Consider the following 26,138-nt stretch of genomic DNA (forward strand, 5'->3'; position numbering starts at 1 on the left):
GGCGAAGAAATCAAATGTTGCCATGGCGGAATTGCGTTCGTCGGTGCCGCGAACCGGCAGCCGGTGCTTTTTATTGCGACGCAACATGGTATACGAATGCGATGGAGTGGAGGAAAGCATGACGTCAGAACTGCCCCTGTGGGAACCTTCGGCCGACATCCTGGCAAAGAGCCCGATGGCCCTGTTCATGAAGGCCGCCGGCCGCATCGCCGGGCGCGACATCACGACCTATGACGCGCTTCACGCCTGGTCCGTCGAAGACCGCGCCGCCTTCTGGACGGCCATCTGGGACGAGTGCGGGGCCATCGGTGAAAAGGGCGGCAGCGCGCTGGAGAATGGTGAGCGCATGCTGGATGCCCGGTTCTTCCCCGAGGGGCGGCTGAATTTCGCGGAAAACCTGCTCCGGAAGACCGGCTCGGAAGATGCCATCGTCTTTCGTGGCGAAGACAAGGTCTCCTACCGTTGGTCCTGGGACGATTTGCGCGCCCGCGTTTCGAAGCTCCAGCAGGCCTTTGCCGCCATGGGCATCGGGGAGGGCGACCGCGTCGCCGCCATGATGCCGAACATGCCGGAAACCATCGCCTGCATGCTTGCCGCCGCCTCGCTCGGCGCCATCTGGTCGTCCTGCTCGCCCGATTTCGGCGAGCAGGGCGTGCTCGACCGCTTCGGCCAGATCACGCCGAAACTGTTCATCACCTGCGATGCCTACTGGTATGCCGGTAAATTGCAGGATGTTTCCGCCAAGGTGCAGGCCGTGGCCGGCAAGCTCGGTGCGCCCGTGCTCGTGGTGCACTATGCCGGCGATGCCGAGGCACTGGCAGGCAGGCTGCCGGATGGCCGCACGCTCGACGCGCTGACAGCGCCCTATGACGCAAAGCCGCTCACCTTCGCGCAGCTTCCCTTCCGCCATCCGCTCTATATCCTGTTCTCCTCGGGCACGACGGGCGTGCCGAAATGCATCGTGCATTCGGCCGGCGGCACGCTGCTGCAGCACCTGAAGGAGCACGCCCTGCATTGCGGCCTCGTCGAGGGCGACCGGCTGTTCTACTTCACCACCTGCGGCTGGATGATGTGGAACTGGCTGGTCTCCGGCCTCGCCGTCGGCGCCACGCTCTGCCTGTTCGACGGTTCGCCCTTCCATCCTGACGGCAACGTCCTGTTCGATTACGCGCAGGACGAGAAGTTTGCCGTCTTCGGCACCTCGGCCAAATATATCGACGCTGTGCGCAAGGGCGGCTTCACGCCGTGCACCACGCATGACCTGTCGAGCCTCAGGCTCCTCACCTCCACCGGCTCGCCGCTTTCGCCGGAAGGGTTCTCCTTCGTTTACGAAGGCATCAAGCCGGATGTGCAGCTCGCCTCCATCTCCGGCGGCACGGATATCGTCTCTTGCTTCGTGCTCGGCATTCCCTTGAAGCCCGTTTGGCGCGGCGAGATCCAGGGCGCGGGCCTCGGCCTTGCCATGAATGTCTGGGACGAGGACGGCCATCCCATGCGCGGCGAGAAGGGTGAGCTGGTCTGCACCAAGGCCTTTCCCTCCATGCCGGTCATGTTCTGGAATGATGCCGACGGTGCGAAGTATCATGCCGCCTATTTCGAGCGTTTCGACAATGTCTGGTGCCACGGCGACTTTGCCGAATGGACCAGCCATGACGGCATCATCATCCATGGCCGTTCGGATGCGACGCTGAACCCCGGTGGCGTGCGCATCGGCACGGCGGAGATCTACAACCAGGTCGAACAGCTGGAAGAGGTCGTCGAGGCGCTGTGTATCGGCCAGGATTGGGACGATGACGTGCGCGTCGTGCTTTTCGTGCGCCTTGCACCCGGCAAGGTGCTGGACGAGGCACTGGAAAAGACGATCCGGACGAAGATCCGCACCGGCGCATCGCCGCGTCACGTGCCGGCGAAGATCATCCAGGTGACCGACATTCCGCGCACCAAATCCGGCAAGATCGTCGAGCTTGCGGTGCGCGAGGTCGTGCATGGCCGCCCAGTCAAGAACAAGGAAGCGCTTGCCAATCCGGAAGCGCTGGACCTTTTCGCCAATCTCGCGGCGCTTCAGTCTTGAGCGCCGCTAGAGTTTGTCAGGGAAAAGTGGGAACCGGTTTTCCCGAGAAGACAAACGAGAACAAGGAAATCGAGAGTCTGTCTGGTTGACCAGACAGACTCTCGCATTAACGGTTTTTTGCCGGTCGAATTAACCAAATGCACGAAGTTGTGAACAAAAGGTTTGTGCCGGAACGGGCCGGGTAAGGTTTTGTTAAGCCGGGATGGGGCAAGGTCGTCCCAACTTGAGCACGCCCGATGTGAGGGCGTTCCGGTCGCACCCGACCCCGATGGCATGAGGCCGTTCACTTTCGCTTTTGTTGGACAGCATTCAAACTATCGGGGCGGCTTTTGCCGCCCTTTTTTTATGCGCCCGTTTTGTCCAGGGACCGGGACACCAGAAACACCGGAATGAGCCCGACCGCGACGATGATGATCGCGGGCACCCCGGCATCCTCCACCTTCGCCCGTGACGCATCCTCATAGACCAGCGTCGCCAGCGTGTTGAAGTTGAACGGGCGCAGCATGATCGTCGCCGAGAGCTCCTTCATCGTCTCGATGAAGACGAGGAGGGCGGCCGTCAGCGTGGCCGGGCGCATCATCGGCAGGAGCACGGTCCAGAGCGTCTGGCTGCTGGTGCGGCCGAGCGTGCGGGCCGCCATGTCGAGATGCGGCGAGAGCTTGTGGAAGCCGGCATCAACAGTGCCCTCGGCCATCATGAGAAACCGCACCGTGCAGGCATAGATGATGGCAAACCCGGTGCCGGAAAGAACGAGGCCGGTCGAAATGCCGAGATTGGCACGCAAAAAGGCATCCACCGCATTGTCGAAATTGGCGAGCGGAATGAGCACGCCCATGGCCAGCACCGTGCCGGGTACGCCATAGCCGAAGGAGGCGAAACGCCCGGCGGCGCTGTTGAGGCGCGAGCGGGTCGTGCGGGCGGCATAGGCGAGCAGGAAGGCAAGCAGCACGGCGACGGCGGCCGTCGAGCCGGAGACGAGCACGCTGTTCCACAGGGCCGAGAGCAGCCGCGTCGAGGCGAATTCCTCGATCCGCCGCGCGGCGTAGCCGCCCAGAACATAAACCGGAATGGCGAAACCGATGACGGGGGGCGTGAGGCATGCGAGGCTCGCCGCCCATTTCTTCCAGCCGTTCAGCTTGAGGCGTACGGAATCATGTACCGCGGCCGTCGTCTTCTGGCTGGCGAAGCGCTGCCGGCGGCGTGCGGCGCGTTCCACCATCATCAGGCAGACGACGAAGACCAGCATGACGCAGGCGATCTGCGCGGCACCGGCAAGGCTGCCCCGATTGAGCCAGGTGTCGAAGATCGAGAAGGTCAGCGTCTGTACGCCGAGATATTCGACCGCGCCGATATCGTTCAGCGTTTCCATGGCGACGAGCGTCAGCCCCACCATGATCGCCGGCCGCGCCATCGGGATCTGGATCCTTGCGAAAACCTTGAGCGGCCCGGCACCGAGCGTGCGCGCCACATCCGCCGCCGCGCGGCCCTGCATGAGGAACATCGAGCGGGCGGCGAGATAGATATAGGGATAGAGTACGCTCGACAGCACCAGCATGGCGCCGCCGGTGGTGCGCACTTCCGGAAACCAGTAGTCGCGGCTCGTCTGGAAGCCGAAGAGCGCGCGATATGCGGTTTGCACCGGGCCGGTGAAGGAGAAGAACTCCGCAAACGCATAGGCGCCGAGATAGGCGGGAATGGCGAGCGGCAGGACGAGCAGGCCGGACAGGACCCGGCGGCCGGGAAAATCGCAGCTGGCCACCAGCCAGGCCGTGATGACGCCGGTGACGGTGGTCAGGGTGGCGACGCCGGCCAGCAGGATGAGCGTGCGCAGCGTCGCGCGCGGAATGACGTTGCTCAGGAGATGCGGCCAGTTGTCGACGCCACCCGTCGCCGCGATGACGACGATGGCGATGGCCGGCATGAGGACGATGGCCGCGGCAAGCACCGCGGAGGCGGAGAGAAGCGGATGGCGGGCCGCACCCGAGCGGCGATGCACGCGTGGCGCGCTTTCGGACTGGACCTGCAAGGCGTTTCCTCGACGATGCGACAATCCCGTTCATGGCGGGATAGCCGAAAGGCGTTTTGTCGGTCCTAGAGCATCCGGCTCAATCTGCCAACACGCGCGGTGAGGGAAAGCTCACCTCGACCAGTGTGCCTTCGTTCGGCGTGGAGCTGATCGAGAAATTCGCCCGGTTGGCATCGACCATCGCCTTGGTCAGCGGCAGGCCGAGCCCGGTGCCGTCGCCGCGCTTGCGCGAGCCCGTCGTCACCTGCCGGAAGGGCTTCATCGCCTGCTCCAGCTCGCTGCGGGTCATGCCCACACCCGTATCGCGGATGCGCAGCACGACGCTGCCGTTTGCCTCATAGGCAGTGGAGACGACGATCTGCCCGCCCGAAGGCGTGAAGCGGATGGCGTTCGACAGGATGTTGAGCGCGATCTGCTTGATGGAGCGCAGGTCGGCCACGATCTGCGGCACATTGTTGGAAAGCGAGGTGCGGATGATGACGCGCTGGCCGTTCGCCTGCGGCTGCACCAGCGAGACGGCTTCCGAAATCGTCTCGTTGAGCCCGACGGCGGTGAATTCGAGATCCATCTCGCCCGCTTCGATCTTGGAAATATCGAGCAGGTCATTGACGATATCGAGCACATGGCGGCCGGAGCGGCCGATGTCGTTGGCATATTCGATGTAGCGCGGATGGCCGATCGGCCCGAAGCGCTCCGTCGCCATCATGTCGGAAAAGCCGATGATGGCATTGAGCGGCGTGCGGATCTCGTGGCTGACGCGGGCGAGGAAATCGCTCTTGTGGGCGTTTGCCGTTTCGGCGGCGCGCTTGGCGCTGCGCAGCTCCTCTTCCGTGCGCTTCCACTGGGTGATGTCGCGGATGACGGCGCAGAAGCCGGAGGACGAGGAGAGGCGGCCCATCGTCATGAAAAGCGGAATGAAGCCGCCGGCCGCCTCGCGGCCGATGACCTCTCGCCCGTCGTTCAGCACGCTCGCGACGCCATGGCCCGAAAGGCCGGCGAGATAATCCAGCACCGCCTTCTGGCTTTCATGGGCAAACAGCATGGCGAAGGGCCGGCCGCGCGTTTCGTCCTCGTCATAGTTGAAGAGGGCGCTGGCCGAGCGGTTCATCGAGCGGATATCGCCATCCTGCCCGACGACCACGACGCCGTCGGTCGCGGTTTCCAGGATCGAGCGCAGCTCGCTGATTTCGATGCGCAGAGCGGAAACGGCGGCCTGGTCGGCCGCGCTTTCCTCGGTCTCGGCGACCGGCGCGAGCGGGGTTTCGACGAGCGTCAGCGCCGGCTTCTCATGCGCGGGGGTGAGCGCCAGCATCAGGGCGGTACCGTCTTCCCAGCGGATCGACTGGAGGCGGGCGCGCACAGCACTCGTGCTTTCGCCATCGGCATGGCGCAGCGCCATGGTGCCGTCGCCGTCTTCGGTGTCCTCGTCCGGGGCGGCGAGCAGGATATCGAGCCCGCCGGAGGCTTCCAGGTCTTCCAGGCTGCGATAGCCGCTGAAGCGGAAGAATTCCGGATTGGCATGGATCAGCCGGTCACCGACATGCACGAGCAGCGCGACGGGCAGGGCATCCACCACAGTTGCGGTGAGGCCGTAATCCATCTGCGTGCGCGGCGGGGCGATCGCGGTGCGCTCGCCCGTGTGGTCCTCGTTCAGAAGGTCATCCGCATGCGGGCCGACTTCGAGGCCGGGCATTTCCGTTTCGGGTTCATCGGTGTCGATGAAGATCGTCTTGGCAGCGTTATCGTCGTCGCCGGCCTGCTCAGTGGTGTTGGCAAGGCCGGCTGCGGGTGTTTCGTCCGCAGCACTGTCAGCCGGCCGGTCCTCCGGCTTGCGCTTGCCGAAGGTCTCGCCGAGCTGGCGGGCGATTTCGCGGAAGGCGGCCTGTTCGCCGGTCGACAGGCCATCGAACAGGCCACCGCGATTGCGCCGGGTTTCGAGCTGCACGACCTTGTCGGAATGGCGGCGGTTCGGCGTTTCCACCAGACGCAGCGCCGGGCGTTCGCCGCGGAAGGCATCTTGTTCGTCGTCAGCGGTGCCGGGTGTTTCATCCGCCTCGACGGGCGATGCCGCTTCGTCCGAGGTCTCTGTGGGTTCCAGTCCCTGTTCGTCTACGACGGGTTCATCTGCCTCGGAGACCACCTCGTCCTGTACGAGAGACGTTTCCTCCGCCGCAGCCTCGATAGGCTCTTCGACCGCAGCACTCACTTCGTCCGCTTCGGCGGTCTCGCCCAGCGTCAAACCACGAGCATGGGCATCCTCCACGGCATCGGCGATGCGCACGATACCGAAGCCGCGGAAACCGTCGAATTCACGGTTGCGGGAATAGGTGGGCAGGGCCGCGAGATCGACGGGAACGGTCAGCGCGGTGCCCTCGACCGGCCAGAAGATCGTCTTGCCGGACCACGTATCGCGGCGGCTGAGCAAATCGCCGATCTTGCCTTCGGGATCGAGATCGAAGCGCGCGGCGACATCGACGAAACGCGCGCCCGATATCGCTGACGCCTGCGGGCCGACGGCCGTGGCGAATTCGTCGGAAATCTCGCTGAACCGTCCCTCGGCATCGATCTTCCAGACGAAGCGGATCGGCCGGCCCTGGCGGTTGAAGACGAAGCCCGAAACCGGCTGCTCCGCCTCTTCGCTCGCGACGACGGCGGTTTCATCGGCGCCCTCGGCCGCAACGCCTTCCTGTGCATCGGCAGCGGCATCCTCGGAGACGATCACCTCCGCTGCCTCTTCAGGCTCCTCCACCGGCTGCGGAAGCGTCTCTGTAAGCTGCGGCTCTTCGACAATCTCGGCCGTTTCCGCGATCTCGGCAGCGCTTTCGAGCGCAGGCTCTTCGACGATCGGAGCCGCTTCAAGCGCGGGTTCGGTTGAAACGGCCGTCGTCTCGTCGACCGGTTCAACCTCTACCGCGGGCACATCCACGCCGTCGGCGACGATTTCGGCTTCCGGAGTAACGGTCTCCTGTGCCGCGACGGGCTCTGCCTCGTCCTCATCTGGATCGAGATGGCCAAGGATCGTTTCGACGGCAAACAGCAGGTGCAGCGCGGGATCGCTGGAAATGCGGCCGATGGCGGCGGGAAGATGGCCAAGGCCCGTGGCGACGGGGCGCTTGACGAGGCGTTCGGCGCTACGCCCCGCGGCCTCGACCAAAGCGCGGCGCGTTTCCAGACTGATCGCAAGCCTGTCGAAGCCCTCGGAGCCGGCGACGACGGCCCCTTCGCCATCGAGCACGGCCATATGCGTATCGGGATCATCGAAGCCTGTCAGCATGGCCGCGGCGGCCTCTTCCTGGCTCTGGCGGCCGGCGGCGACGGGCGCGCTGAACAGGATGGCGTCGTCACCGGGGCGGATGGTCACGGCCTCGACGGTGGCGTTGACGGGCACGCTGCGAAAGCCGCTGCCGATGCGCATGACGAAGCTGCGCCGGTCGCCGGGCAGGCGCACCTGTTGGACGGTTGCGGAAAGCTGGCGGAAGGCGACGTCGCCGCGATCCGGGCCGGCATCGAGGAAATCGTAGATGTTCTCCTCGCCGAACAGCGTAGCACCCCGACCGTTCGACCAGAGAACCCGGCTCATGTCCTTGGAAAACAGCACGACGGCCTCGCCCCGCGCGAAGGGCAGGCGCACCCGCTCGTGGACGGCAACGTCGATAAAGGGATACTGCTTTGCGGACATGTTCAGGCCTGTATCTGGCTTCCGGCGTCCCGGTTTTCAATTAACGCTTTATTAATAGCCGTGCTCCCCCGGAGGGTCCAGCGCCGGGGCCTGAAAGCCCGCGGCTTTCGGGCGGAAGGGTTAACGCCGCAAGGATTTATTGTGCAGCGCACAAAATTGTTGCAATGCGAAATGAGATCGGCTATATAAGGGGCATCCAAGAACACGGCGCCTCTAGAGAGGGCCAAACCAAGGAGCGCATACCATGGCTACCAAAAAGACCGACGACGTATTCTCGATCGCTTCCATCGACCCGTCCAAGATTTCCGAAAGCTTCCGCGACTTCGCCGAAAAGGGCGCAGCGCAGACCAAGGAAGCCTATGCCAAGATGAAGGAAGCCGCCGAAGACGCGACCAAGACCGTTGAAGCGACGCTGGAAAGCGCGCAGGCCGGCTCCGTCGAACTCGGCCTCAAGGCAATCGACGCGCTCCGCACCAATGCCGAAAATTCGCTTTCGCACATGGAAGCCCTGCTCGGCGTGAAGTCCGTTGCCGAACTCTTCGAACTGCAGACCGCCTTCCTGCGCAAGCAGGCCGAAGTCGCCGTCGAACAGGCCAAGTCGCTTCAGGAAACCTCCAAGAAGGTTGCCGAGAAGGTTTCGGCTCCGGGCAAGTCGGCCGCTGAAAAGGCCATGAAGTCCTTCAAGGCCGTCTAAGCCTGAGATAGCGCGGGTTTCGACCCTGTGATAGAATGGCCGGGCGATCGTCCGGCCATTTTCGTTTGTGCAAGCCGATAAAAAACGCTTGAAAAATGGTGCGGCTGCCCGTATGTGACGCACCAAGCGCGGACGACGCGCCCTGTGCGGTTGTAGCTCAGTTGGTTAGAGCGCAGGTTTGTGGCACCTGAGGTCGGTGGTTCGACCCCACTCAACCGTACCACTTATTTTTGTGGTATCTATTTGATATCGCTACGAAAAACGTCAATGCATTCCCTAGTGCATTGACGTTTTCGTCGTTTCTGCACTACAAAATGTACTACACAGGCAAGGTGTAGGTGCAAATTGGCAAGACGATCTGACAGCGGTGTGCGGCCGCTCGATCCCATGCGTTACCTCAAAGAGCGCAAGGGAAACTGGCAATATGTTCGTCGGGTGCCGGCGCATGTCGCCGCCTTTGACGATCGCGGCCTTATTCAGACTTCCCTCAAAACGAAATCCGCCGAAGTCGCCAAGCTGCGGCGGGACGCGCTCGAGCGCGCCGACGAGCTATATTGGCAGGGGCTTGCCGGCGGCGAGGAAAGCGGCCGGGCGGCTGCTGCATACGATGGCGCGAAGGCGCGCGCTCGCGTCATGGGCTTCGAATACAAGGCAGCGGTCGATGTCGCACCGGTCGCTTCGGTTGAAGAGATCCTTAAGCGCCTGCAGGCGGCGCATGCCGGCACTCGTCACGATACCACCGCGGCGATCGGCAGCGTCGAGCAGCCGAAGCTGACGGTCAGCCAGGTCAGGAAGGTTTACCTTGAGGTCATTGCCGTCGGTGAGAGCAAGGGCATGAGCCCAAAGCAGGCGCGCAAGCGGGAAGAGCAGAAGCGCTTTGCCGCCGACAAGTTCATCGAGGTTGCCGGCGACGTCGTCTTCCTTGAAATCGCCAGAGAGCAGGCCACCAAGTACCACGAATGGTGGATGGATCGCGTGCTCGGCCGGAACGGCAAAAAGAAGGTGTCCGGCAATACGGCGAACCGCGCCTTCGGCAACCTCCGCAAGATGTTTCGCGATTATGCAAACTACATACATGCCGAGGTAAAGAACCCGTTTGACGGCCTCGCTTTCCCCGATCGCAAAAGATAGAAGCGTGAGGTTCCGCCTTTCCCCATCGATTTCATCCGGGACAAGTTGCTGGCAGCGGGTGTGCATGACGGGCTGAATGCCGAAGCGTTAGCGATCTTCCTGGTGCTGATCGAGACGGGCGCGCGGCCGTCGGAAATCTGCAACCTCCCGCCGGAGCGGATCCACCTGAAGGCAAATGTGCCATACATCACCGTCGACTTTCAGGAGGATCGCGTCATCAAGACGGAATCCTCCGTGCGCGATATTCCGTTGATCGGGGTGGCGCTGGCCGTCATGCATCGCTTTCCGAACGGCTTCCCTCGATATCGCGATCGAGAGGATACTTTGTCGGCGACGCTGATGAAGCATCTTCGCGCGAAGAAGCTCTTGCCGACGGAGGCGCACCGCGTCTATTCCACCCGGCATTCCTTCGAAAAGCGTATGCTGGAGGCGGGGCTCGATTACGAATTCCGCAAGAGCATTCTTGGGCACAGCATCGATCGTGAGAAGTATGGCGACGGCGGGTCGATGGACTGGCGCCTGGAGCAGCTCAAGACGATCGAGCTGCCGTTTGACAAGTCGATCGTGCCTGCACCCGCGCGCGGGCCGCAGCAAGCCGATCGTGCCGGCTCGTAAGCTTCTCGCGCTCCAGTTCCAGTCGATCGACGTACAGCCACAGGCACTCCATGTCGGGGTACCGCTCGATCAGGTCGGCGAGCTGCGCGAGGCCGAGGTCGATGTTTTCGAGGGTAGGGGAATAGTCCGTCCTCATCGACGTCCCTTCTCCCAGGCCTCGAAATCTTTGACCAGGGAAAACCATCGCTGGGTCGCGGCCGGATCCGTATCGAGCTCGGTGCGCGATGTGACATTGAGGATGGTGCGGACGCGGGTAGCCTTGCGGATCGCCACGGTCGAAGCCTTGAAGGGCGCGACGCTTGTCCAGACATTGTTCGGGTGACATATGCGACCCCCATACATCACACGCCAGAACGAGATGATCGACGCAATCTGCCGCCGCCAGTACGGCGCGGAGAGCGGCTATGTCGAGAAGGTTCTCGATGCCAATCCGGGGCTTTCCGCACTGCCCGCGCCGCTTCCGATGGGCACCGTGATCGTGCTGCCCGATCTCGCGAGCGCGACCAAGACCGTCAAGCTCGTAACGTTGTGGGATTGATGCGCCATGCTGACGCCTCGCGCTGAAATCACCGTAAACGGAAAACCCGTTGCCTCGATCTTCAACGACCGGCTGATCTCGGTCACCATCGTCGACAAGGAGGGCGTGACGAGCGACACCCTTTCCTGCGAACTCAATGACGGTTTCCCCTTCGCGCAGATCCCCAGCAATGGTGACGAGATTTCCGCCAAGCTCGGTTACATGGAGACAGGTGTTGCGGATTTCGGGACGTTCATCGCCGATGATCCGGAGGTGCTCTGCCTGCCCTACGGCCTGAACGTCAACGGCAAGGGGGCCAATGTCCGCGACCAGGCAAAGCAGCACCGTACCCGGCACTGGGACGAGAAGACCGTCAAGGACATCGTCGAGCAGATTGCAGGCGAAAACGGCCTGGGGTCTCGTATCGATGGAGATGTCGGCGCGCACAAATACCCGTGGTTCGGCCAGCAGGATGAGAGCGACCTTCATGTTGTCGAGCGGCTGGCCCGTCGGCATGGCGCGCTGTTTACGATCAAGAACAAGACGCTGATCTTCAAAGAGAAAGGGGCGGGTGTCGGCTCCGTAACGGCGGCGCCGGCGAACATCGTCGAGGGGACCTGCCGGACGGTCTTTTCGCATCGTCACAAGTACAAGTCTGTCAAGGCGCGCTATCAGGACCGGAACGAAGCGAAGCTGCAAGAGGTCGAGGAAGAGAGCGATTCCGAAGGGCAGGCGATCTACACGCTGCCGGAACCCTATCAGGATGAGGGTGAAGCGAAAAAAGGGGCGAGCGCCAAGGCCAAGGAGCTGAAGCGCGAAACCATACGCACCAGCGTTACCTTGTTTGGCGATCCGGCCGTCCGCGCGGGCGCCACCTTCCAGTATTCCGGCGTTCACCCCGAGCTCGACGGGATCTCCTTCGTCATCGAGACTGCAACGCACAAGCTTTCCAAAGGCGGCTACACGGTGGACGTCGAGGCGAAGCTGAAAGTCTGACCATCGCCGCGACCTGATGCTCGCGGCTTCATCCCACCACAAGGACATGATCATGAACAGAACGGCATTCTATGCCGCCCTGCGGGGCGGAGCCATGTTTCCGAAGGGCCTGAACGCCAGCCAGGTCGACGGCGTGGAAAACCTCCTCGATGTCTGGGCGCGGTACTTCGCCGACGATGCGCTCCAGTTCCTGGCCTACGATCTGGCAACGGCATTCCATGAGACGGCCGCAACCATGCAGCCGATCAAGGAGCGCGGCGCTGTCGCGTACTTCTCCAAATATGAGCCGGGCACGAAGCTCGGCAAGATGCTGGGCAACACCGTTGCCGGTGACGGGTATCGCTTCCGGGGTGAGGGGCACGTGCAGAATACCGGCCGGCGCAATGCGCGGCACGCGTCCGATCAGATCAACAAGCGCTTCGATCTGAAGATCGACCTCGTCGCCAACCCGGAACAGCGTGGCGATCCATTCGTCTCTGCCATCTCGCTCTTCCTTGGCAATCGCGAGGGCTGGTGGACCGGTCGGGATCTCGATGACTTTATCGACGGCATCGACGAGGCGACCGATGAGGATCTCCGCGAATACATCGCGGCGCGCCGCGTCGTGAACGGAACCGACAAGGCTGCGAAGATCGCCGGCCACGCCATTGAGTTCGGCAAGGCGCTGAAGGTCGCCGGCTATGCGCCGGCGGCCGGTGCGCCGGTGAGCTCTGCGAAGGAGCGGGTGAAGTGGCTTCAGTCCCGTCTAACCGCCCATGGCTTTCCTTGCGGTCCGATCGACGGCTACCGCGGGTCGCTTACCGATAAGGCCGTGCTCGCCTTCGAAACGGCGCGCGGCATCAAGATCGACATCGTCGATAGCGCAACGGCCGCCGCGCTCGACGTGGCTGCCTGATTTTCCTTCAACCGCCGGAGACCACCATGAACTCGAATCTCTTCCACAATATCCTCAACATCCTGATCGCGGTCATGGGCCTTGTGACCGCGGTCATGCTGGGCACGGGCTGCACCACGCTTGCAGACGCCGCGATCGAGTGCTCGCAGTCCTGGGTGGACCCAACCTATACGGCGGCCGCGATCGCGTGCATGGGCGTTCTCAAAAGCGTTATCAACATCGCGCGACGGCTTTGCTGGGTTGATCAAGGTCCAGCCGCCGGTCGCAGACAAAGCGCTGGTCGACCAGCTCGCCGCCGCCAAAAAGCGGATCGGCTGATGAGCGGGCCCGAGCCGTTCCGCGGGACGGGCCTGTGGATCCGCATCCAGCACCGATTTCACACCCGGATGACAGAATGGTTGCTGGCCATCGTCACCGGGCTGTGGGGGCTGTGTTGCTGTCCCCGGCGCGACCTTCAGTCAACCGGCGTTTGCCGGCTTCGAGGCTATCTTCGGAAATGAAATTGTCCTCGGCGCCGCCATGGTGGCGCTGGGTATTCTGAGGCTCGTCGGGCTCGTTATCAACGGAGCTCGGCAAAACGTAACACCGCACATCCGCGTGGTCTCGGCCGGCATAGGTTGCTTGATCTTCGTCGGTATCTGCTACTGCTACATGCTCTCTGGAATTGTGAGCACCTGGCTCGCCATCTACCCGCCTTTCGCGGTTTGCGAGTTGACCAATGTCTTTCGCGCAGCTCACGATGTCGGGGAGAGCAAAAATGGAAAAGTTTCCTGATCTGAACGGGCTGCACCCCTTGGCGATCGTGGCCTTCGGGGCAGCGCTGGCGATCATCTTCGTTGTCCGTCACCTAGGTATCTCCATGGGGATGTGGTCGCTGCCGCCGACGGATGCGGCAAAGGCGCAGGTGGCGGCTGTCATCGTCGACCCGACGGCGCTCAATCGCCTTTTGGACGAGGTGTCGAATCTCGTCGAAGCTATTTCTGTGCTCATTGAGGTCGGCAAAGCGCTCGAGCGCACGCAAAGCCATATGGCGATCGAGGTGGATCGGATCCGCGAGGAGCTGCGTATTCAGCGGGAAATTGCCAGGCGTGGATAGCGCATAACGCTGCGAAAATATTATGTGAAAAACACGTGATCATCATTATCTTGAAATCGTCACATGTTTCTGCAATAAGCAGCAACGGAAATGAACAAAGCGCGTTTAACAAACGTTAAATGAATGCGGTGTTAAAAAAGTGGTGCTGAAGAGGGTCAAGCTCTCCAGCACCTAGTAGGCTAGGTCAGATTAGCCTACCCATGGCCCCGAAAGGCCAAGACCTACGATTGCGATAATGATCGGGCCGAGCGCGCTAACGTAACCGAATCGCTTGGCCCGTTCTTGCTCTTCGATCATTTCGTCAAGCGCCCTTCGCTCATCGCTTAGGAAGAGTGCGCAATCCTCGTGACGCCCCTGTGAGATCAGGTACCTCATGTGGTCCTCTGCGGCTCGCATCGCGGAGATGCGTTCCGTGACGTCAGGGATGCACTGGTAGATCTTCAGGCGAATGTCATTCGGAAGCTTCTGATCGTTCATGTTGATATTCCCTTCTTCTGTGGGCGGTCTTGCCCGTGGTTGTGGAAGATGCATCATTGGAGTTTCTCCATGAGTTGAGTTTTGGGTTGTGACCGCCGCAGCTAGGCGGCGACCACATGCTGCGCAGCGGCCAAGATACGGGCGTTCATGATTGCTAGTCTGAACGCCTCCTTGCCGCTTTCGGTGATGCGATAGGCCTTTGTGCGAAGCGGTTCACCGCTTTCCGTTTGTGCCTGGTCGTCACCGATGAGAAGCCCGCGGGCGACAAGTCGGTTAAGCGACTTGTAGATCATGGGCGTGTTCATCGCCTTTCCAGCGAATTGATCTGTAATCTGGTGAATGGCGAGATAGGTAAGCACCTTGTGGCGCTTCTGCAGGTAGAGCGCACAGCCCAGCGCCTGCACTTCGTGCTGGCCGAGCGGCTCAACGAAATAGTCGCCGTTGACGCCGATGTGGATCATAGCCTCATCGTATGCGTCGTCGTGGAGACAAGGCTCAAGCAAGGAGAGGGCAGAATTCATGGAATCGAAAACTGTCCGCTCAAGTTCTTCGCGCGTCCGATCGCGCCTTTCCGGCGGAGCACCCGCCGAAGCCTTCCCCCGGCCAGGCCGGCGCGACGGCTTTGCCGTCGTGTCGTTCTCGCCGCGCAGGAAACGGAATACGTTCATGCCTCACTACTCCTCTTTTGGGATCCCGGTGATTGGGATGCCAGAGTAGTGTAACTAATTTTTAACGAATGGCAATGCCTTTACTCGGTCGTTAAAAAACTCAATGATTACATATGATTGACACTCGAATAGAGTTTTATACTTCTGGGATCGCGACCGTTTTAAAGAATACAAAATTTGTCAGGATTTGTATGCTAAGCCATTCCGCCGACAAAGCCGCTCATCTCATCCTGTCTGACCATGGACAAACGCGCACGACCTCCAAAATGAAGGGGATTACAGCAAAGCCTTAGTTCTATCTCATCTAGATACTTTTGCTGGTCAGGGAAGTCTGCCTTAGTGAAGTAGCGGAGCCTGTTGCATTTACGGCAAACCACCTCGAGCCTTTGCCCGTCGGCAAGGTCGCCAACGCGAATTGTTGTCTTCCAACTCACCAGAAGTCCTCCGCTGAGAGAATGCGTGTATAGCTGATCTTTCCGCCGACGTGGCCACCCTTGCGTTCGCTCAACAAACTGCGAAGCATCCCGGTGATCCCGAGCAGCTCAGCTCTCTCTTTCTCATCAAAGTACGAAGCTCCGATAACCCTGTCGAATGCTTCTAATCTCTGGCGACCGGCCCCTGATCCATTCAGGATTATCTCGGTTGCTGCCTCCCGGTTTCGCAAGGCAAGTTCAGCGAACCAGAGTAGGTAGAGATCAATAGCGGACCAGCGGACGGTCACGCGTCCGATGTCTTCCAAGAGGCCATCACGACCCTCGACCTGCCACAGGTTCGCAGTCTTCAAGGTCACACTCCATGTACGGAAGGTCGCCGGCCTGACAGAGGATTGCCGGAGGGCCGTCTGATGCATCGCTTCTAGCTGTCGCGACGGCATTCCATTCGATCACTCCCCGTCCGCCCATCGCGTTGTAGTGTTTTCTCTTGATCCAGTCGGAGGCTTCCGCCCTATCGAGAACCACGCATTCGACTTGAGTAAGGCCCAAAGCCATGAATCTAGGGTTCAGCTTTCTAAAGGTTGGGTGCGTGGAAAAACCTGCAGCCAGATCTGGGTTGATCATCGCCTTCAGTGCTGTCATGCGGCGATTGCCTTCAAGCGCGATATACTGGCCGGGGTGAGCCGCGTCTTCCGTTACGATCAGTGCAGAAGATGGGTCGAGCCGTCCCATTCGCACGATATCATCTGCCAGTTCGGATACCTTATGGGACTTCTCATCCGAGATCATAATCTGCAAGGCTTCTCGCTCACTAGCCAAGTCGCCATGGCGGAAGTTTTTTACGTCAAGAGAGATTTTGGCGATATCAATCAGCATTTTAGGCTCCAACCCGCAGATCGGCACATGTAAATATAAACTGTGTGTTGAGTAAACAGTAAATGTTCGCGCGTTATCTGTCGCGTTGTGGGCTACGTAAGGCCGCTCGACAAGGATTTCTTGGTGAGGTCACTCTCACCACCTAAGCTCAATACGAGTTCACAATCGGCGCAGCCCGCTCGGTCAACGTCGAGCTATTGATGTGCCTGCGGAACTGCATCACCCCGCCAATCACGGTGGTGTCGCATCGATGACACGCCAGTCTGGCCGTAAGCTGGAACGGACAAGAGGACGAGCGAGAATGGCGAGGAGTTACATTGGATGAATTCATCGGTGAGAGGGGAAGTCAACCGCAATTCGCCAGTGCAAGAAATGCACTACAAAATGCACCACAATGCGCAGAAAACGGAAGGATATCTATCTGATAAATAATATCAAAGAGGCCGGGTCGAATCCACTCGACCGTACCATTCCTCTCTCCTGATAAGTTGTTTCGATAGGACTTATCGGGAGAGAGGAATATTCTCTCAGCTGTACCGTTTTCTTGCCATCGTGATCTGAGTGCCGCGCCGGCGGCGCGCTGTCAGTCGCCCCAGCTCACGAACTTCAGTGTCGCGTTTCCATTCATCTTGTAGCCGACGACGGCGCATCCATTTTTCGCGCGGACGGGTGCGGCACCCTTCAGCACCAATGTGTGCCAGCCCTCCTGCCGCCCCGCCACCTCGTACGGCGCCGGCTCGCAGCCTTTCTTGAAGACATAGGCCGTGCCCTTGATCGTTGTCCTGTCGTCGTAGGGATCCCATGGTGCGCTGGCTTTGAACAGCAGCATGCCGGCCTTCACTGTACCCGCAATCTTTGTTTTGGGCTTTTCATAGACGATCGTGCCGGCGCCGGGATCAATGCGGACATCGGAGCCGTTGTGGTCGAACAGGCTGCGCATGTCGACGGCATTGCCGGCCTCGAAGGAGGCGGTCTCGACCTGCGCCGTCTCGCCGTCGCGCGGCGCGACACTCGATTTGTCCGTGATCCATGGCGCCGCGTCGGCGAAAAGCTGCTGGTTGCCGTCGCAGACTTTCCAGGGTCGGTATTCGCCGCGATCATAGCGATGGACCGGGAAACAGAAGCCGGGGCCGGTCATCTCGATATCCGGCATCCCACCCGTTTTGCGGGGATGGAAGATCAGCTCCTGCGTATTGTCGGCCTCGATCAGCATCGTCCAGTTGTCGCCGGCCTTGGACAGGAGAAAGATATTCTGACCGGTCATGCCGTAACAGCCGGTGACGCCATTTCCCAATTTGGCGGGAGAACTGCTGATAAGCACCTCCTTGACGCCGTCGGCATCGATATCGCGCTGCGTAGCAATGTAGGCGACCGTCGTGCCGGACGAGGTCACGCATTCCTCAATGCCGCTGTCCTTCTCTCGTGTCGTGACGATCTGAATGGCCGCGTCGACATCGGCCTGAGGCCAGTCGGCTGCGATTGCCGGCAGAGTGGTGGCGAAAACGGCGGATGCGGCAAAAATGAACTTCATGAAAATTGCTCCTGTCATTGCCTCAGGGTTGTAGGGCGAGGGTGTTGCGACCCTGTTGACGCGGCTGCTGCAAGTTTATCGATCTGCGTATCGCAATAACGAAAACTCCCCCGTGCCAATGGCGCTCTTGACAATCATGCTGATTAGGTAGATCGGTCTACATAAGAACGAGGTGTGGTTGATGAGCGAACGGGTGCCGGCGCGGGAGCGGTTGTTGAAGGCGGCTGCTGAGCTGTTTTATCGCGATGGGGTGGGGGCGACGGGGATCGATACGATCACGGCCCATGCCGGTGTCGCCAAGATGAGCCTCTACAACAATTTCGCCTCCAAGTCGGATCTGGTGAAGGCCTATCTCGATGCGCGGCTGGAGGAGTGGCATGTGCTCTATCGCGAGCGGCTCGCCACGGCCGCAACACCGCGTGAAAAGCTGCTCGCCGTCTTCGATTCCTACGTGGATCATGCCGAGCTCGCCTATGGCTGGGGTTTTCGCGGCTGCGGGCTGCTCAATGCTGCGGCGGAACTTCCCGTCGGCGATGCGGGCCGGGCGACGGTCGCATTCCAGAAGGAAGAGGTCGAGCAGCTTTTCAAGGATTACCTTCGCGAAATGAAGCCGGCTGCGGCAATCGACGAGACCGCCGAGCATCTCTCCTTCGTGCTGGAGGGCGCGATGGCCCGCGCGGGCCTGGACGGCCATGACGGGCGCCTGAAGGCGGCGCGCCGGATCGCCATTTCGATTGTGGACCAGCTATGACCGCTTCCGATCTCGCCTTGCCCTTGCGCCGGCCGAACCGGTTTACGGCGCTTGCCGTTCTCATCCTTCTCGAAGCCGCCCTCGTCGTGTGCTGGAGCGCCGGCTTCATCGGCGTGCGCTTTGCCAGCGATCATGCGCCGATCTTCCTGATCCTGCTGTGGCGCAGCCTCGTGTCCGGCCTCGTGCTTCTACCCTTCGCGCTCACGATGGGGCCGAAGATTCGGGGCAGGGACGTGATGTTCCAGATGCTGCTCGGCGCGTTGGCCATGGCCGGTTATCTCTCGGGTTTCGCGCTGGCGATCGGGCTTGGCGTGCCGACGGGTCTCGTCGCGCTGATCACGGACATGCTGCCGCTCGCCGTCGCCTTCCTGTCCTGGCCCATTCTGGGGCAGGCGCTGACGGGTCGGCAATGGATCGGCTCCTTCATCGGCCTTGCCGGCGTCATAATCGCATCCGGCGGTTCGCTCGACTGGGGCAATGTTCCGCTCTGGGCGTATGGACTGCCCGTGCTCGGCACGCTGTCGCTTGCGCTGGCCACGCTTTTGCAGAAGCGCAGTGCGGTGAATGCCATGCCGGTCTATCAGAGCCTCTGCTTCCAATGCCTCTCGGCGGCCGCGATTTTTTCCGGGCTCGCCTGGCATGAGGGTGGCGTGCTGCCGGTGATGGATCGCGGCTTCATCGGCGGCATTCTCTGGCTGGTCTTCGTCGCCACCTTCGGCGCCTGGAGCCTCTACTACCTCGCCTTGCGCAAGTCCTCGCCGGCGCGGGTGACGGCGATCCTCTATCTCAGCCCGCCGGTCACGATGATCTGGGCCTTCCTGATGTTCGCAGAGCCGCTGTCCTGGGCCATGGCGCTCGGCCTTCTCGTCTCGCTCGGCGGCATCGTGCTGGTGGCGCAGGCGCGGCCGGTGCTGCATGACTAAGCGGTTGTAAACCCTTCCTTTACCACGCCAGCGGCCGCCATCCCGATTTGGCACTGTATTAGGAATCCGTTGACCAATGAATCCCTAGGGTCATCCCGTTCTCATGACGGGAACCGGTCCGCATGACGCGCTGCCGCGATGCAAATGGGGTTCTTCAAATGCACATGACGTGCGTCAAGTGGCTGGCGATTCCCGCTGGCATGATCGGGCTGTTCCTTCTCTGGCTGCCACTCAGCCTCCAGGCCCAGCTTATCCTGAGTTTCGCCGTACTCGGCGTGATGTTCCTGGCGATGACGCGCCCCGAGAACACCACCTTGCGGCTCGTCACCTTCATCTTTGCCGGCATTCTCGCCATGCGTTACGCCTTCTGGCGTACCACCGAGACCTTGCCGAGCATCTACGAACCGCTGAATTTCATTCCCGGCCTGATCCTCTATCTCGCCGAGATGTATTGCCTGGCCATGCTGGCGATCAGCTTCTTCATGCTGGCAGATCCCCTGAAGCGCAAGGCGCCGGAGCTTGGCGATGCCGCCGATCTTCCGACCGTCGACGTCTTCATACCCTCCTATAACGAGGAGCCGGAGCTTCTGGCCGGCACGCTCGCCGCCGCCAAGTCGCTGCACTATCCCAAGGACAAGCTGACCGTCTATCTGCTCGACGACGGCGGCACCGAGGCCAAGCGCAATCATAGGGATCCGCGCGTCTCGATTGCCGCCATTCGCCGGCACGAGCAGCTGAAGGCGCTCTGCGCCTCGCTCGGCGTGGTCTACCACGCCCGCAAGCAGAACGACCATGCCAAGGCCGGCAATCTCAACGAGGGCCTGAAGGTCTCGCATGGCGAACTCGTCGTCGTCTTCGATGCCGACCATGCGCCGGTGCGCGAATTCCTGCGGGAGACCGTCGGCTATTTCGCCAAGGACAAGAAGCTCTTCCTCGTCCAGACGCCGCACTACTTCCTGAACCCCGATCCGCTGGAAAAGAACCTCCAGACCTTCGCGCGCATGCCCTCGGAAAACGAGATGTTCTATTCGATCCTGCAGCGCGGGCTCGACAAGTGGAACGCCTCGTTCTTCTGCGGCTCGGCAGCGGTGCTGCGGCGTTCGGCGCTCTCGGCGGCCAACGGTTTCTCCGGCCAGTCGATCACCGAGGATTGCGAGACGGCGCTCGCGCTGCATTCCAAGGGCTGGCACAGCCTCTATGTCGACAAGCCGCTGATCGCCGGCCTCCAGCCGGAGACCTTCGTCTCCTTCATCGGCCAGCGCGCCCGCTGGTGCCAGGGCATGCTGCAGATCCTGATCCTGAACCGGCCGTTCCTCGCCAAGGGCCTGACGCTCTCCCAGCGCATCTGCTATGCGGGCATCAACCTGTTCTGGCTGTTCCCGCTGTCGCGGCTCGCCTTCGTCTTCTCACCGCTGCTCTACATCTTCTTCTCGCTGGAGATCTATCAGGCGAACATTCTTGAATTCGCCTCCTATGCGGTGACCTATCTCATCGGCTCTTTCGCCATGCAGAGCTATCTCTATGGCCGTGTGCGCTGGCCCTGGGTCTCCGAGCTCTATGAATATGTTCAGTCGGTGCTGCTGTTCGGCTCCATCGTCTCCGTCGTGCGCAACCCGCGCAAGCCGACCTTCAACGTAACCGCAAAGGGCCAGACGCTCGATCGCAGCATGCTGTCGCCCTTAGCACGGCCCTATTTCATCATCTTCTTCGTTCTGCTCGCGGCTGCCCTTTACTCCGGCTACCGCTTCCTGACGGAGCCGGTCGCGACCGAGCTGCTCACCATCGTCGCTGGCTGGAACCTCATCAATCTCGGCCTCGCCGGGGCCGCCCTCGGCGTCGTCGCCGAACGCCGCGAACTGCGCCGCAACCAGCGCCTGCCGGTCAAGCGCCATGCGCTGATGAAGGTCGATGGCAAGCTGAAGAATATCATCATCCAGGATGCCTCCTCGGGTGGTATCTCGGTGGAGTTCGTCGAGCAGGCGCCGGCAATCGATCTCGATACGCCGCTGGAAGCGACGATCCAGCTGCGCCGCGCCGGCCAGATCATCGCCTTCGACGTGATCTCCCGCTCCAGCCGCGGCGAGGGTGAAGGCGCCGTCTACGGCTTCGCCTACAAGGAGCGCACGCCGGAAACCTTCATGGCCATCGCCGAGCTGATGTTCTCCGATCAGGCGGTGTTGCAGGAGCGGCTGTCGCGTCGCCAGATCCGCCGCAGCTTCTTCTGGGGCACCTCGCGCTTCGCGCTCTGGAGCATCCGCGAGACGCTGCGGGCGCTGCGTTACTCAGCCGGCCTCATCCGCGAGGGAGCCGTCAGCTCCGCCGCTGATGCGCCGATCACCGTCAAGGACAACAATGCCCAGATCCCCGGCCGCGCCGCAGAACTACCGCCGGTCCTCACAGGAGCCCAGGCCTATGGCTAAGACCCCTCTTCTCGGAACGCTGGGCCTTGCCCTGCTCATCGCCTCGGCCGGTGCCGGCCGGGCGGAAGGGCTGGTCGCCGATGCCGTCAAGCCGCTGCTGGAAGGCACCACGCTGTCCGGTACCGCGCTCTCCGGTGGTTTGCTGCCGCAGCCGGCCGAAGTGAAGGCCGAAAAGGCGCAAGCCGTCGCCACCGGCGCCATGCTCGTACCCTTCGAGCAGTCGGCGGATGCCTATACGCTGTCGGGCGAAGACGATGTCGCGACCTTTACCTTCGCGCTCGACGGGCCGCAGGTCTCGGCCGGCGGCACGCTGAACCTTGCCTATATCAATGCGGTCTCGGTGCTGCCCGATACCGCGAAGATGGATATCGAGGTCAACGGCCGCGATGCCGGCAGCTTCGCTATCGCCTCGCCGAACGGCGTGCTGACGGAAAAGATCGCCGTCGCCCCCGATCTTCTCAAGGTCGGTCGCAATGTGGTGCGTGTTCGCGCCCGCCAGCATCATCGCGTCGATTGCGCACTGGATGCCACCTATGAGCTCTGGACGAAGCTCGACCCCGCGCAAAGCGGCTTCGCCACGGCGGCGTCCTCGGCGTTTACGGATTTCGACGGTCTGCTGTCCGTTCGCCGCAATGCCGCGCAGCGCACGGATGTGCGCATCGTCGTGCCCGGCGCTCTCAGCGCGGAGGCGCTGAACGAGGTCGCGCCGGTCCTGCAATCGCTGATCCTCTTCCTCAACCGTGACGATGTGACGGTGTCGGTGGATGACAAGCCGGGCACGGGGCCGGGTATCGATCTCGTCATGGCCATGGACCGCGCCGGCGCTGCCACGCTCGCGAAACTCGGCATTGCCAACGCGCCGCGCGGGCTCTCCGTCCAGGCCGGTGCCACGGCGGACCGTGCACGCGTCGTGCTGCGCGCCGCCAATCTCGGCGATATCAATGCTGCCGTACTCTCCGCCGTGAAGGGGCCGATGGCCGATGGACTGAGGACGGGTGTCTTCGAAAAGGGCAGGGGTGCCCTCGTGGTCGATGCCGGCGAACGGCGCATGCTGAAGGAGACGGGTTACGAGACTCGTGTATTCTCCGGCCGTCTCTCGCGCACCGATTTCACCATCGACATGCCCGCCGATTTCTATCCGGCGGAATATGCCACGCTCGACCTTCGCCTCCACGCCGCGACCTCGCCGGGGCTGGAGCAGACCGCGCAGCTTCTCGTGCGCGTCAACGACAAGGTCGTGAAGAGCTACCCGTTCCGCAACCGCGAAGGCGAACAGTTCGACGGCAAGCGCATCGAACTGCCGCTGCGCGCCTTCCATCCCGGCGCCAACCGCGTCGAACTGCTGGCCGAGCTGCCGACGGCGGCCGATGCCGCCTGCCGGCCGGAGGAGCGGGACGATGGCAAGCCGCGCTTCATCCTGCTCGACACGACGGCGATCGAGGTTCCGGCGCTGGCCCGTATCGGCCGGCTGCCGGATCTGGCGGCGCTGGCCGGCAAGGCCTATCCCTATGGCGGCGGCAAGCCGTTCGATCTGGTGATCGACCGCGCCGACGGCCAGTCTGCGGCCGCCGGCCTCACCATGCTGTCGCGCCTCGCCCTTTCCGCCCGCGCGCCGCTGACGGCGAAGATCGCCATCGGTTCGCCGTCCGAAGGCACCGGCCGCGATGCGCTCGTCGTTTCCTCGCAGAACGATTTTGCCGAGCTCGGCACATCCGGCAAGGCGGCTTTCCCGGATGCGGACGAGGTCACGGCCTCCGTTGCCGATCTTCTGAAGCCCGATCCGGTGCACACGGCGTCGGTTTCCGACGGCGCCGTCGGCTCCGGCAATGACACCGCCGATCTGTTGCAGGCCTTCCACAATTCGACCGCGGCCGAGGAGGACGAGTTGTCCTTCGGGTCGCGCGCGCAGCTTTGGTTCTCCGCCGCGTCACGCAGCTTCGGCCGCTGGCTGAGCTATGAGGGCGACAACACGGCGCGGGTTACCCCGCATGGCGAGGGCGCGCTGGTAACGCTGTCGCAGATGCGCTCCCCCGATGGGCTCGCCACCTGGACGGTGATCCAGGCGAACTCGCCGCGGGATGTCGATGCCGGCGTGCAGCGGTTGGTCGAGCCCGCCGTCTGGCGCGACCTGCAGGGCGGCACGGCGACCATCGAGACGGCGAGCCTGTCGCTCGTCAGCCTTCCGGCCGCCGATCGCTATGTCGCCGATCTCGCCGATCGCAGTCCGGGCAACCTGCGCCGCGTCGCGGCCGCCTGGTTTTCCGATAATTTCCAGATCTATGTGGTGCTCGTGCTTGCCTGCCTCGGCCTCTTCGCCGTCTGGCTTGGCCTGACGGTGCCGCGCAAGGGCGTGAGGTCCGACCGATGAGAACACCGCTTTTCCTCACCGCGCTGCTGCTCGGTTCCTCGGCACTCTCTCCGCTGGCTTTGGCGGGGGAGGCCAAGTCCGGCCCCGGCGAGATCGAACTTGCCGCTCTTTATTACTATGCCGAACAGAAGCAGCAGGATCGGCTCGAAGCCGAGACGAACCGGCTGCGGCTGAAATATCCCGATTTCGTCGTGCCGGCCGATGTCTATGCGCCGGTCGTGCAGCAGGTGGATGAAACCGCGCTCTGGGCGCTCTACGAGAAGAACGATTTCACCGGCATCGCCGCCGAGATCGGTCGCCGCCAGACGGAAAATCCGCAGTGGAGGCCGAGCGAAGACTTCTCCGCCAAGCTCGCCCGCCGCAAGCAGCGCGTCGAGATGATGGCCGCCACTGCGCGCAAGGACTGGATGGGCGTCATCGAGGCGGCCAGAACGCTTGACCCGTCGACCGAAACCGAGGTCGATCTCGTCTGGATGCTGCTCGACGCCTATGCCGAGACGGGTGCCAAGGACGCGCTGACCAACACCTATCGCGGCCTGCTCTTCCGTGAAGGCGAAAAGCGCCTGCCGGATGCACAGATCCTGACCACGTTGCAGAAATCGACGCGCGATTTCTCCTCGGACGACGTGCGCAAGGCGATGGGCGTGCTCGCCACCTCTCCTCTGTTGCAGGCCGGTCTACAGCCCGTCGAACTCGACCTGACGCGCAAGGACGTCGCCGATTTCAACGCGGATGAAAAGCGCCAGACGCCCATCGCCGAAGGCGAGGTCGCCAAGCTGCGCGCCGTGGCGGAGAAAGGGGATCGCCTCGAGGATTTCTCGCTGCTCGGCTGGTACGATCTGAAGCTGAAGGCGCCTGATAGCGCCGAGCGCTGGTTCAAGGCGGCGCTGGCCAAGGGCCGCGACGAGGAGAACGCCAAGGGCCTCTATCTCTCGCTTGCCGCTGAAAACAAGCGGGAAGAGGCCTATGCGGTCGCCGAGGATTACATCGTGGAATTCTCCGACGACCCGGAATTCCTGATGAACGCGCTGTCGCTGCGCTTCTCGAAACCCGACCAGCCGGATGCCGATGTGAAGACGGTGACCGCCTATAGCAACGCCATCCTTGCGACATCCGACGCCGACCACGCCGAAATTCTCGCCTGGTACGCCTACAATTCCAGCCAGTTCGAGGCCGCGAAAGCCTGGTTCGAAAAGTCGCTGGATTGGGAAAGCGCGCCGGTGCGCGTCAAGGGGCTGGCGCTGAGCCTGCTGCGTCTCGGCGCGAAGAAGGATTATGCCGCGCTGGAGGATGAATATCGCGAGATCTATCCGGAGATCTGGGCCGAGATAAAGGTCGCCACGCCCCCGAAGGCCCGCCGCAGTGTGGCCGTCGAAATGCCTGATACCACGGCGTCGTCCACCGGCGGTGGCGGAGCGAGCTACCTCGCGCATTTCAAGGCCAAGCGCTACAGCGCCTGCGTCAAGGATGTTTCCGCTCAGGAGGCACGCGGCAAGGTTTCGGCCGACGCCATGCTGATCAAGGGCTGGTGCTATCTGGAGCTCAGCCGTCTGGCCGATGCCCGCAACGCCTTTGAAGCCGCGCTGAACAATAGCCGCACGCAACAGGACGCCGCCTATGGCGCGGCGCTCACGCTACTGCGCGGTCGCCTGACGGACGATGCCGAGGCCATGGTCGCGACCTATCCGATGTCGGAGAAACGCGAGCGTGAGGTTCGGGCCGAAATCTACTGGCAGCGCGCCCGCTCGGCCTTCGATCATAAGCAATACCAGAACGTTCTGGATGCGCTGAACGCGCGCGCCAGCCTGGTTGCCGAACCGGCGGATCTCAGCCAGTTGCGTGGCTGGTCCTACTACCATCTCGGCAACCGCGGGCAGGCAAAGGCCGTCTTCGCCCGCCTGAACATGCAGTTCTACGATCCGGCGACGGCCGTTGGCCTTTCCGCATCCACCGTTACCCTGCGATAGGAT

22 protein-coding genes and 1 tRNA gene are annotated in these 26,138 nt (G+C 62.2%); 16 read left to right on the forward strand and 7 right to left on the reverse strand.

Going from position 1 to position 26,138, the window contains the following annotated elements; translation table 11 throughout:
• The first annotated feature begins 118 nt into the window (after positions 1 to 118).
• Positions 119 to 2,071, forward strand: coding sequence for an acetoacetate--CoA ligase (locus tag ACOZK4_RS24730; protein WP_421594334.1), 1,953 nt, complete (start codon positions 119 to 121; stop codon positions 2,069 to 2,071).
• A 343-nt stretch (positions 2,072 to 2,414) separates the two neighbouring features.
• On the opposite strand, the gene ACOZK4_RS24735 is transcribed toward ACOZK4_RS24730, so the two are convergent.
• Positions 2,415 to 3,992 carry an ABC transporter permease gene (locus ACOZK4_RS24735; RefSeq protein WP_421594369.1) on the reverse strand — a complete coding sequence of 526 codons (1,578 nt, stop codon included), beginning with the start codon at positions 3,990 to 3,992 and terminating at the stop codon, positions 2,415 to 2,417.
• Between the two features lie 184 nt (positions 3,993 to 4,176).
• On the reverse strand, positions 4,177 to 7,776 hold the full coding sequence (locus tag ACOZK4_RS24740; RefSeq protein WP_421594335.1) for an ATP-binding protein: 3,600 nt from the start codon (positions 7,774 to 7,776) through the stop codon (positions 4,177 to 4,179).
• A gap of 244 nt (positions 7,777 to 8,020) precedes the next feature.
• Between ACOZK4_RS24740 and ACOZK4_RS24745 the strand changes: the two genes are divergently transcribed.
• The 10 genes from ACOZK4_RS24745 (at position 8,021) to ACOZK4_RS24790 (ending at position 13,720) form a co-directional block, all read left to right on the forward strand.
• Positions 8,021 to 8,470 (forward strand): phasin, encoded by a 450-nt coding sequence (locus ACOZK4_RS24745; RefSeq protein ID WP_244760949.1) that lies wholly within the window; start codon positions 8,021 to 8,023, stop codon positions 8,468 to 8,470.
• A gap of 146 nt (positions 8,471 to 8,616) precedes the next feature.
• A tRNA-His gene (locus tag ACOZK4_RS24750) sits at positions 8,617 to 8,693 on the forward strand.
• A gap of 146 nt (positions 8,694 to 8,839) precedes the next feature.
• Positions 8,840 to 9,601 carry a DUF6538 domain-containing protein gene (locus ACOZK4_RS24755; RefSeq protein ID WP_421594336.1) on the forward strand — a complete coding sequence of 254 codons (762 nt, stop codon included), beginning with the start codon at positions 8,840 to 8,842 and terminating at the stop codon, positions 9,599 to 9,601.
• A 45-nt stretch (positions 9,602 to 9,646) separates the two neighbouring features.
• The gene (locus tag ACOZK4_RS24760; protein ID WP_421594337.1) at positions 9,647 to 10,216 is read left to right on the forward strand and encodes a tyrosine-type recombinase/integrase; all 570 of its coding nucleotides are present in this window, start codon (positions 9,647 to 9,649) and stop codon (positions 10,214 to 10,216) included.
• Positions 10,203 to 10,538, forward strand: a complete 336-nt coding sequence (locus ACOZK4_RS24765; RefSeq protein WP_421594338.1) for a hypothetical protein — start codon at positions 10,203 to 10,205, stop codon at positions 10,536 to 10,538. Before ACOZK4_RS24760 ends, ACOZK4_RS24765 begins: the two co-directional genes overlap by 14 nt.
• Before the next feature lie 3 nt (positions 10,539 to 10,541).
• The gene (locus ACOZK4_RS24770; RefSeq protein WP_421594339.1) at positions 10,542 to 10,754 is read left to right on the forward strand and encodes a tail protein X; all 213 of its coding nucleotides are present in this window, start codon (positions 10,542 to 10,544) and stop codon (positions 10,752 to 10,754) included.
• 6 nt (positions 10,755 to 10,760) lie between these two features.
• Complete coding sequence (locus tag ACOZK4_RS24775; protein ID WP_421594340.1) at positions 10,761 to 11,729, forward strand: phage late control D family protein; 969 nt, start codon at positions 10,761 to 10,763, stop codon at positions 11,727 to 11,729.
• 52 nt (positions 11,730 to 11,781) lie between these two features.
• On the forward strand, positions 11,782 to 12,624 hold the full coding sequence (locus tag ACOZK4_RS24780) for a peptidoglycan-binding protein (protein ID WP_421594341.1): 843 nt from the start codon (positions 11,782 to 11,784) through the stop codon (positions 12,622 to 12,624).
• 26 nt (positions 12,625 to 12,650) lie between these two features.
• Positions 12,651 to 13,124, forward strand: a complete 474-nt coding sequence (locus ACOZK4_RS24785; RefSeq protein WP_421594342.1) for a hypothetical protein — start codon at positions 12,651 to 12,653, stop codon at positions 13,122 to 13,124.
• Between the two features lie 257 nt (positions 13,125 to 13,381).
• Positions 13,382 to 13,720 carry a hypothetical protein gene (locus ACOZK4_RS24790; RefSeq protein WP_421594343.1) on the forward strand — a complete coding sequence of 113 codons (339 nt, stop codon included), beginning with the start codon at positions 13,382 to 13,384 and terminating at the stop codon, positions 13,718 to 13,720.
• 189 nt (positions 13,721 to 13,909) lie between these two features.
• On the opposite strand, the gene ACOZK4_RS24795 is transcribed toward ACOZK4_RS24790, so the two are convergent.
• The 5 genes from ACOZK4_RS24795 to ACOZK4_RS24815 all read right to left on the reverse strand — a co-directional run bounded on the left by ACOZK4_RS24795 (position 13,910) and on the right by ACOZK4_RS24815 (position 17,706).
• Positions 13,910 to 14,197: a hypothetical protein gene (locus ACOZK4_RS24795; protein ID WP_421594344.1), complete on the reverse strand. Its 288-nt coding sequence runs from the start codon at positions 14,195 to 14,197 to the stop codon at positions 13,910 to 13,912.
• 101 nt (positions 14,198 to 14,298) lie between these two features.
• The gene (locus ACOZK4_RS24800) at positions 14,299 to 14,658 is read right to left on the reverse strand and encodes a helix-turn-helix transcriptional regulator (RefSeq protein WP_421594345.1); all 360 of its coding nucleotides are present in this window, start codon (positions 14,656 to 14,658) and stop codon (positions 14,299 to 14,301) included.
• Between the two features lie 637 nt (positions 14,659 to 15,295).
• Entirely contained in the window at positions 15,296 to 15,649 is a 354-nt protein-coding gene (locus ACOZK4_RS24805; RefSeq protein WP_421594346.1) for a hypothetical protein, read from the reverse strand.
• Positions 15,612 to 16,175, reverse strand: a complete 564-nt coding sequence (locus ACOZK4_RS24810) for a hypothetical protein (RefSeq protein WP_421594347.1) — start codon at positions 16,173 to 16,175, stop codon at positions 15,612 to 15,614. The genes ACOZK4_RS24805 and ACOZK4_RS24810 overlap by 38 nt, the downstream gene beginning before the upstream one ends.
• A gap of 583 nt (positions 16,176 to 16,758) precedes the next feature.
• The gene (locus ACOZK4_RS24815; protein ID WP_421594348.1) at positions 16,759 to 17,706 is read right to left on the reverse strand and encodes a hypothetical protein; all 948 of its coding nucleotides are present in this window, start codon (positions 17,704 to 17,706) and stop codon (positions 16,759 to 16,761) included.
• A gap of 181 nt (positions 17,707 to 17,887) precedes the next feature.
• On the opposite strand from ACOZK4_RS24815, the gene ACOZK4_RS24820 reads away from it, so the two are divergent.
• From ACOZK4_RS24820 to ACOZK4_RS24840, 5 genes are all read left to right on the forward strand, one after another.
• A complete protein-coding gene (locus ACOZK4_RS24820) occupies positions 17,888 to 18,457 on the forward strand; it encodes a TetR/AcrR family transcriptional regulator (protein WP_421594349.1) in 570 nt (189 codons plus the stop codon).
• Positions 18,454 to 19,380 (forward strand): DMT family transporter, encoded by a 927-nt coding sequence (locus ACOZK4_RS24825; protein ID WP_421594350.1) that lies wholly within the window; start codon positions 18,454 to 18,456, stop codon positions 19,378 to 19,380. The genes ACOZK4_RS24820 and ACOZK4_RS24825 overlap by 4 nt, the downstream gene beginning before the upstream one ends.
• A 158-nt stretch (positions 19,381 to 19,538) precedes the next feature.
• Entirely contained in the window at positions 19,539 to 21,800 is a 2,262-nt protein-coding gene (gene bcsA, locus ACOZK4_RS24830) for a UDP-forming cellulose synthase catalytic subunit (protein ID WP_421594351.1), read from the forward strand.
• Positions 21,793 to 24,168: a cellulose biosynthesis cyclic di-GMP-binding regulatory protein BcsB gene (locus ACOZK4_RS24835; RefSeq protein ID WP_421594352.1), complete on the forward strand. Its 2,376-nt coding sequence runs from the start codon at positions 21,793 to 21,795 to the stop codon at positions 24,166 to 24,168. The genes bcsA and ACOZK4_RS24835 overlap by 8 nt, the downstream gene beginning before the upstream one ends.
• Positions 24,165 to 26,135 (forward strand): hypothetical protein, encoded by a 1,971-nt coding sequence (locus tag ACOZK4_RS24840; protein WP_421594353.1) that lies wholly within the window; start codon positions 24,165 to 24,167, stop codon positions 26,133 to 26,135. The genes ACOZK4_RS24835 and ACOZK4_RS24840 overlap by 4 nt, the downstream gene beginning before the upstream one ends.
• The last annotated feature ends 3 nt before the right edge of the window (positions 26,136 to 26,138 follow it).

Origin of the sequence: Shinella sp. M27 (genome assembly GCF_049199905.1) — a bacterium.
Taxonomy (GTDB): domain Bacteria; phylum Pseudomonadota; class Alphaproteobacteria; order Rhizobiales; family Rhizobiaceae; genus Shinella.

Excerpts from the sequence above, each read along its gene's own strand:
- ACOZK4_RS24840 (WP_421594353.1), top strand. The coding sequence starts at position 24,165 with ATGAGAACACCGCTTTTCCTCACCGCGCTGCTGCTCGGTTCCTCGGCA.
- bcsA (WP_421594351.1), top strand. The coding sequence starts at position 19,539 with ATGCACATGACGTGCGTCAAGTGGCTGGCGATTCCCGCTGGCATGATC.
- ACOZK4_RS24810 (WP_421594347.1), bottom strand. The coding sequence starts at position 16,175 with ATGCTGATTGATATCGCCAAAATCTCTCTTGACGTAAAAAACTTCCGC.
- ACOZK4_RS24745 (WP_244760949.1), top strand. The coding sequence starts at position 8,021 with ATGGCTACCAAAAAGACCGACGACGTATTCTCGATCGCTTCCATCGAC.
- ACOZK4_RS24815 (WP_421594348.1), bottom strand. The coding sequence starts at position 17,706 with ATGAAGTTCATTTTTGCCGCATCCGCCGTTTTCGCCACCACTCTGCCG.
- ACOZK4_RS24835 (WP_421594352.1), top strand. The coding sequence starts at position 21,793 with ATGGCTAAGACCCCTCTTCTCGGAACGCTGGGCCTTGCCCTGCTCATC.
- ACOZK4_RS24825 (WP_421594350.1), top strand. The coding sequence starts at position 18,454 with ATGACCGCTTCCGATCTCGCCTTGCCCTTGCGCCGGCCGAACCGGTTT.
- ACOZK4_RS24730 (WP_421594334.1), top strand. The coding sequence starts at position 119 with ATGACGTCAGAACTGCCCCTGTGGGAACCTTCGGCCGACATCCTGGCA.
- ACOZK4_RS24780 (WP_421594341.1), top strand. The coding sequence starts at position 11,782 with ATGAACAGAACGGCATTCTATGCCGCCCTGCGGGGCGGAGCCATGTTT.
- ACOZK4_RS24820 (WP_421594349.1), top strand. The coding sequence starts at position 17,888 with ATGAGCGAACGGGTGCCGGCGCGGGAGCGGTTGTTGAAGGCGGCTGCT.
- ACOZK4_RS24785 (WP_421594342.1), top strand. The coding sequence starts at position 12,651 with ATGAACTCGAATCTCTTCCACAATATCCTCAACATCCTGATCGCGGTC.
- ACOZK4_RS24795 (WP_421594344.1), bottom strand. The coding sequence starts at position 14,197 with ATGAACGATCAGAAGCTTCCGAATGACATTCGCCTGAAGATCTACCAG.
- ACOZK4_RS24735 (WP_421594369.1), bottom strand. The coding sequence starts at position 3,992 with ATGCCGGCCATCGCCATCGTCGTCATCGCGGCGACGGGTGGCGTCGAC.
- ACOZK4_RS24775 (WP_421594340.1), top strand. The coding sequence starts at position 10,761 with ATGCTGACGCCTCGCGCTGAAATCACCGTAAACGGAAAACCCGTTGCC.
- ACOZK4_RS24800 (WP_421594345.1), bottom strand. The coding sequence starts at position 14,658 with ATGATCCACATCGGCGTCAACGGCGACTATTTCGTTGAGCCGCTCGGC.
- ACOZK4_RS24790 (WP_421594343.1), top strand. The coding sequence starts at position 13,382 with ATGGAAAAGTTTCCTGATCTGAACGGGCTGCACCCCTTGGCGATCGTG.
- ACOZK4_RS24770 (WP_421594339.1), top strand. The coding sequence starts at position 10,542 with ATGCGACCCCCATACATCACACGCCAGAACGAGATGATCGACGCAATC.
- ACOZK4_RS24740 (WP_421594335.1), bottom strand. The coding sequence starts at position 7,776 with ATGTCCGCAAAGCAGTATCCCTTTATCGACGTTGCCGTCCACGAGCGG.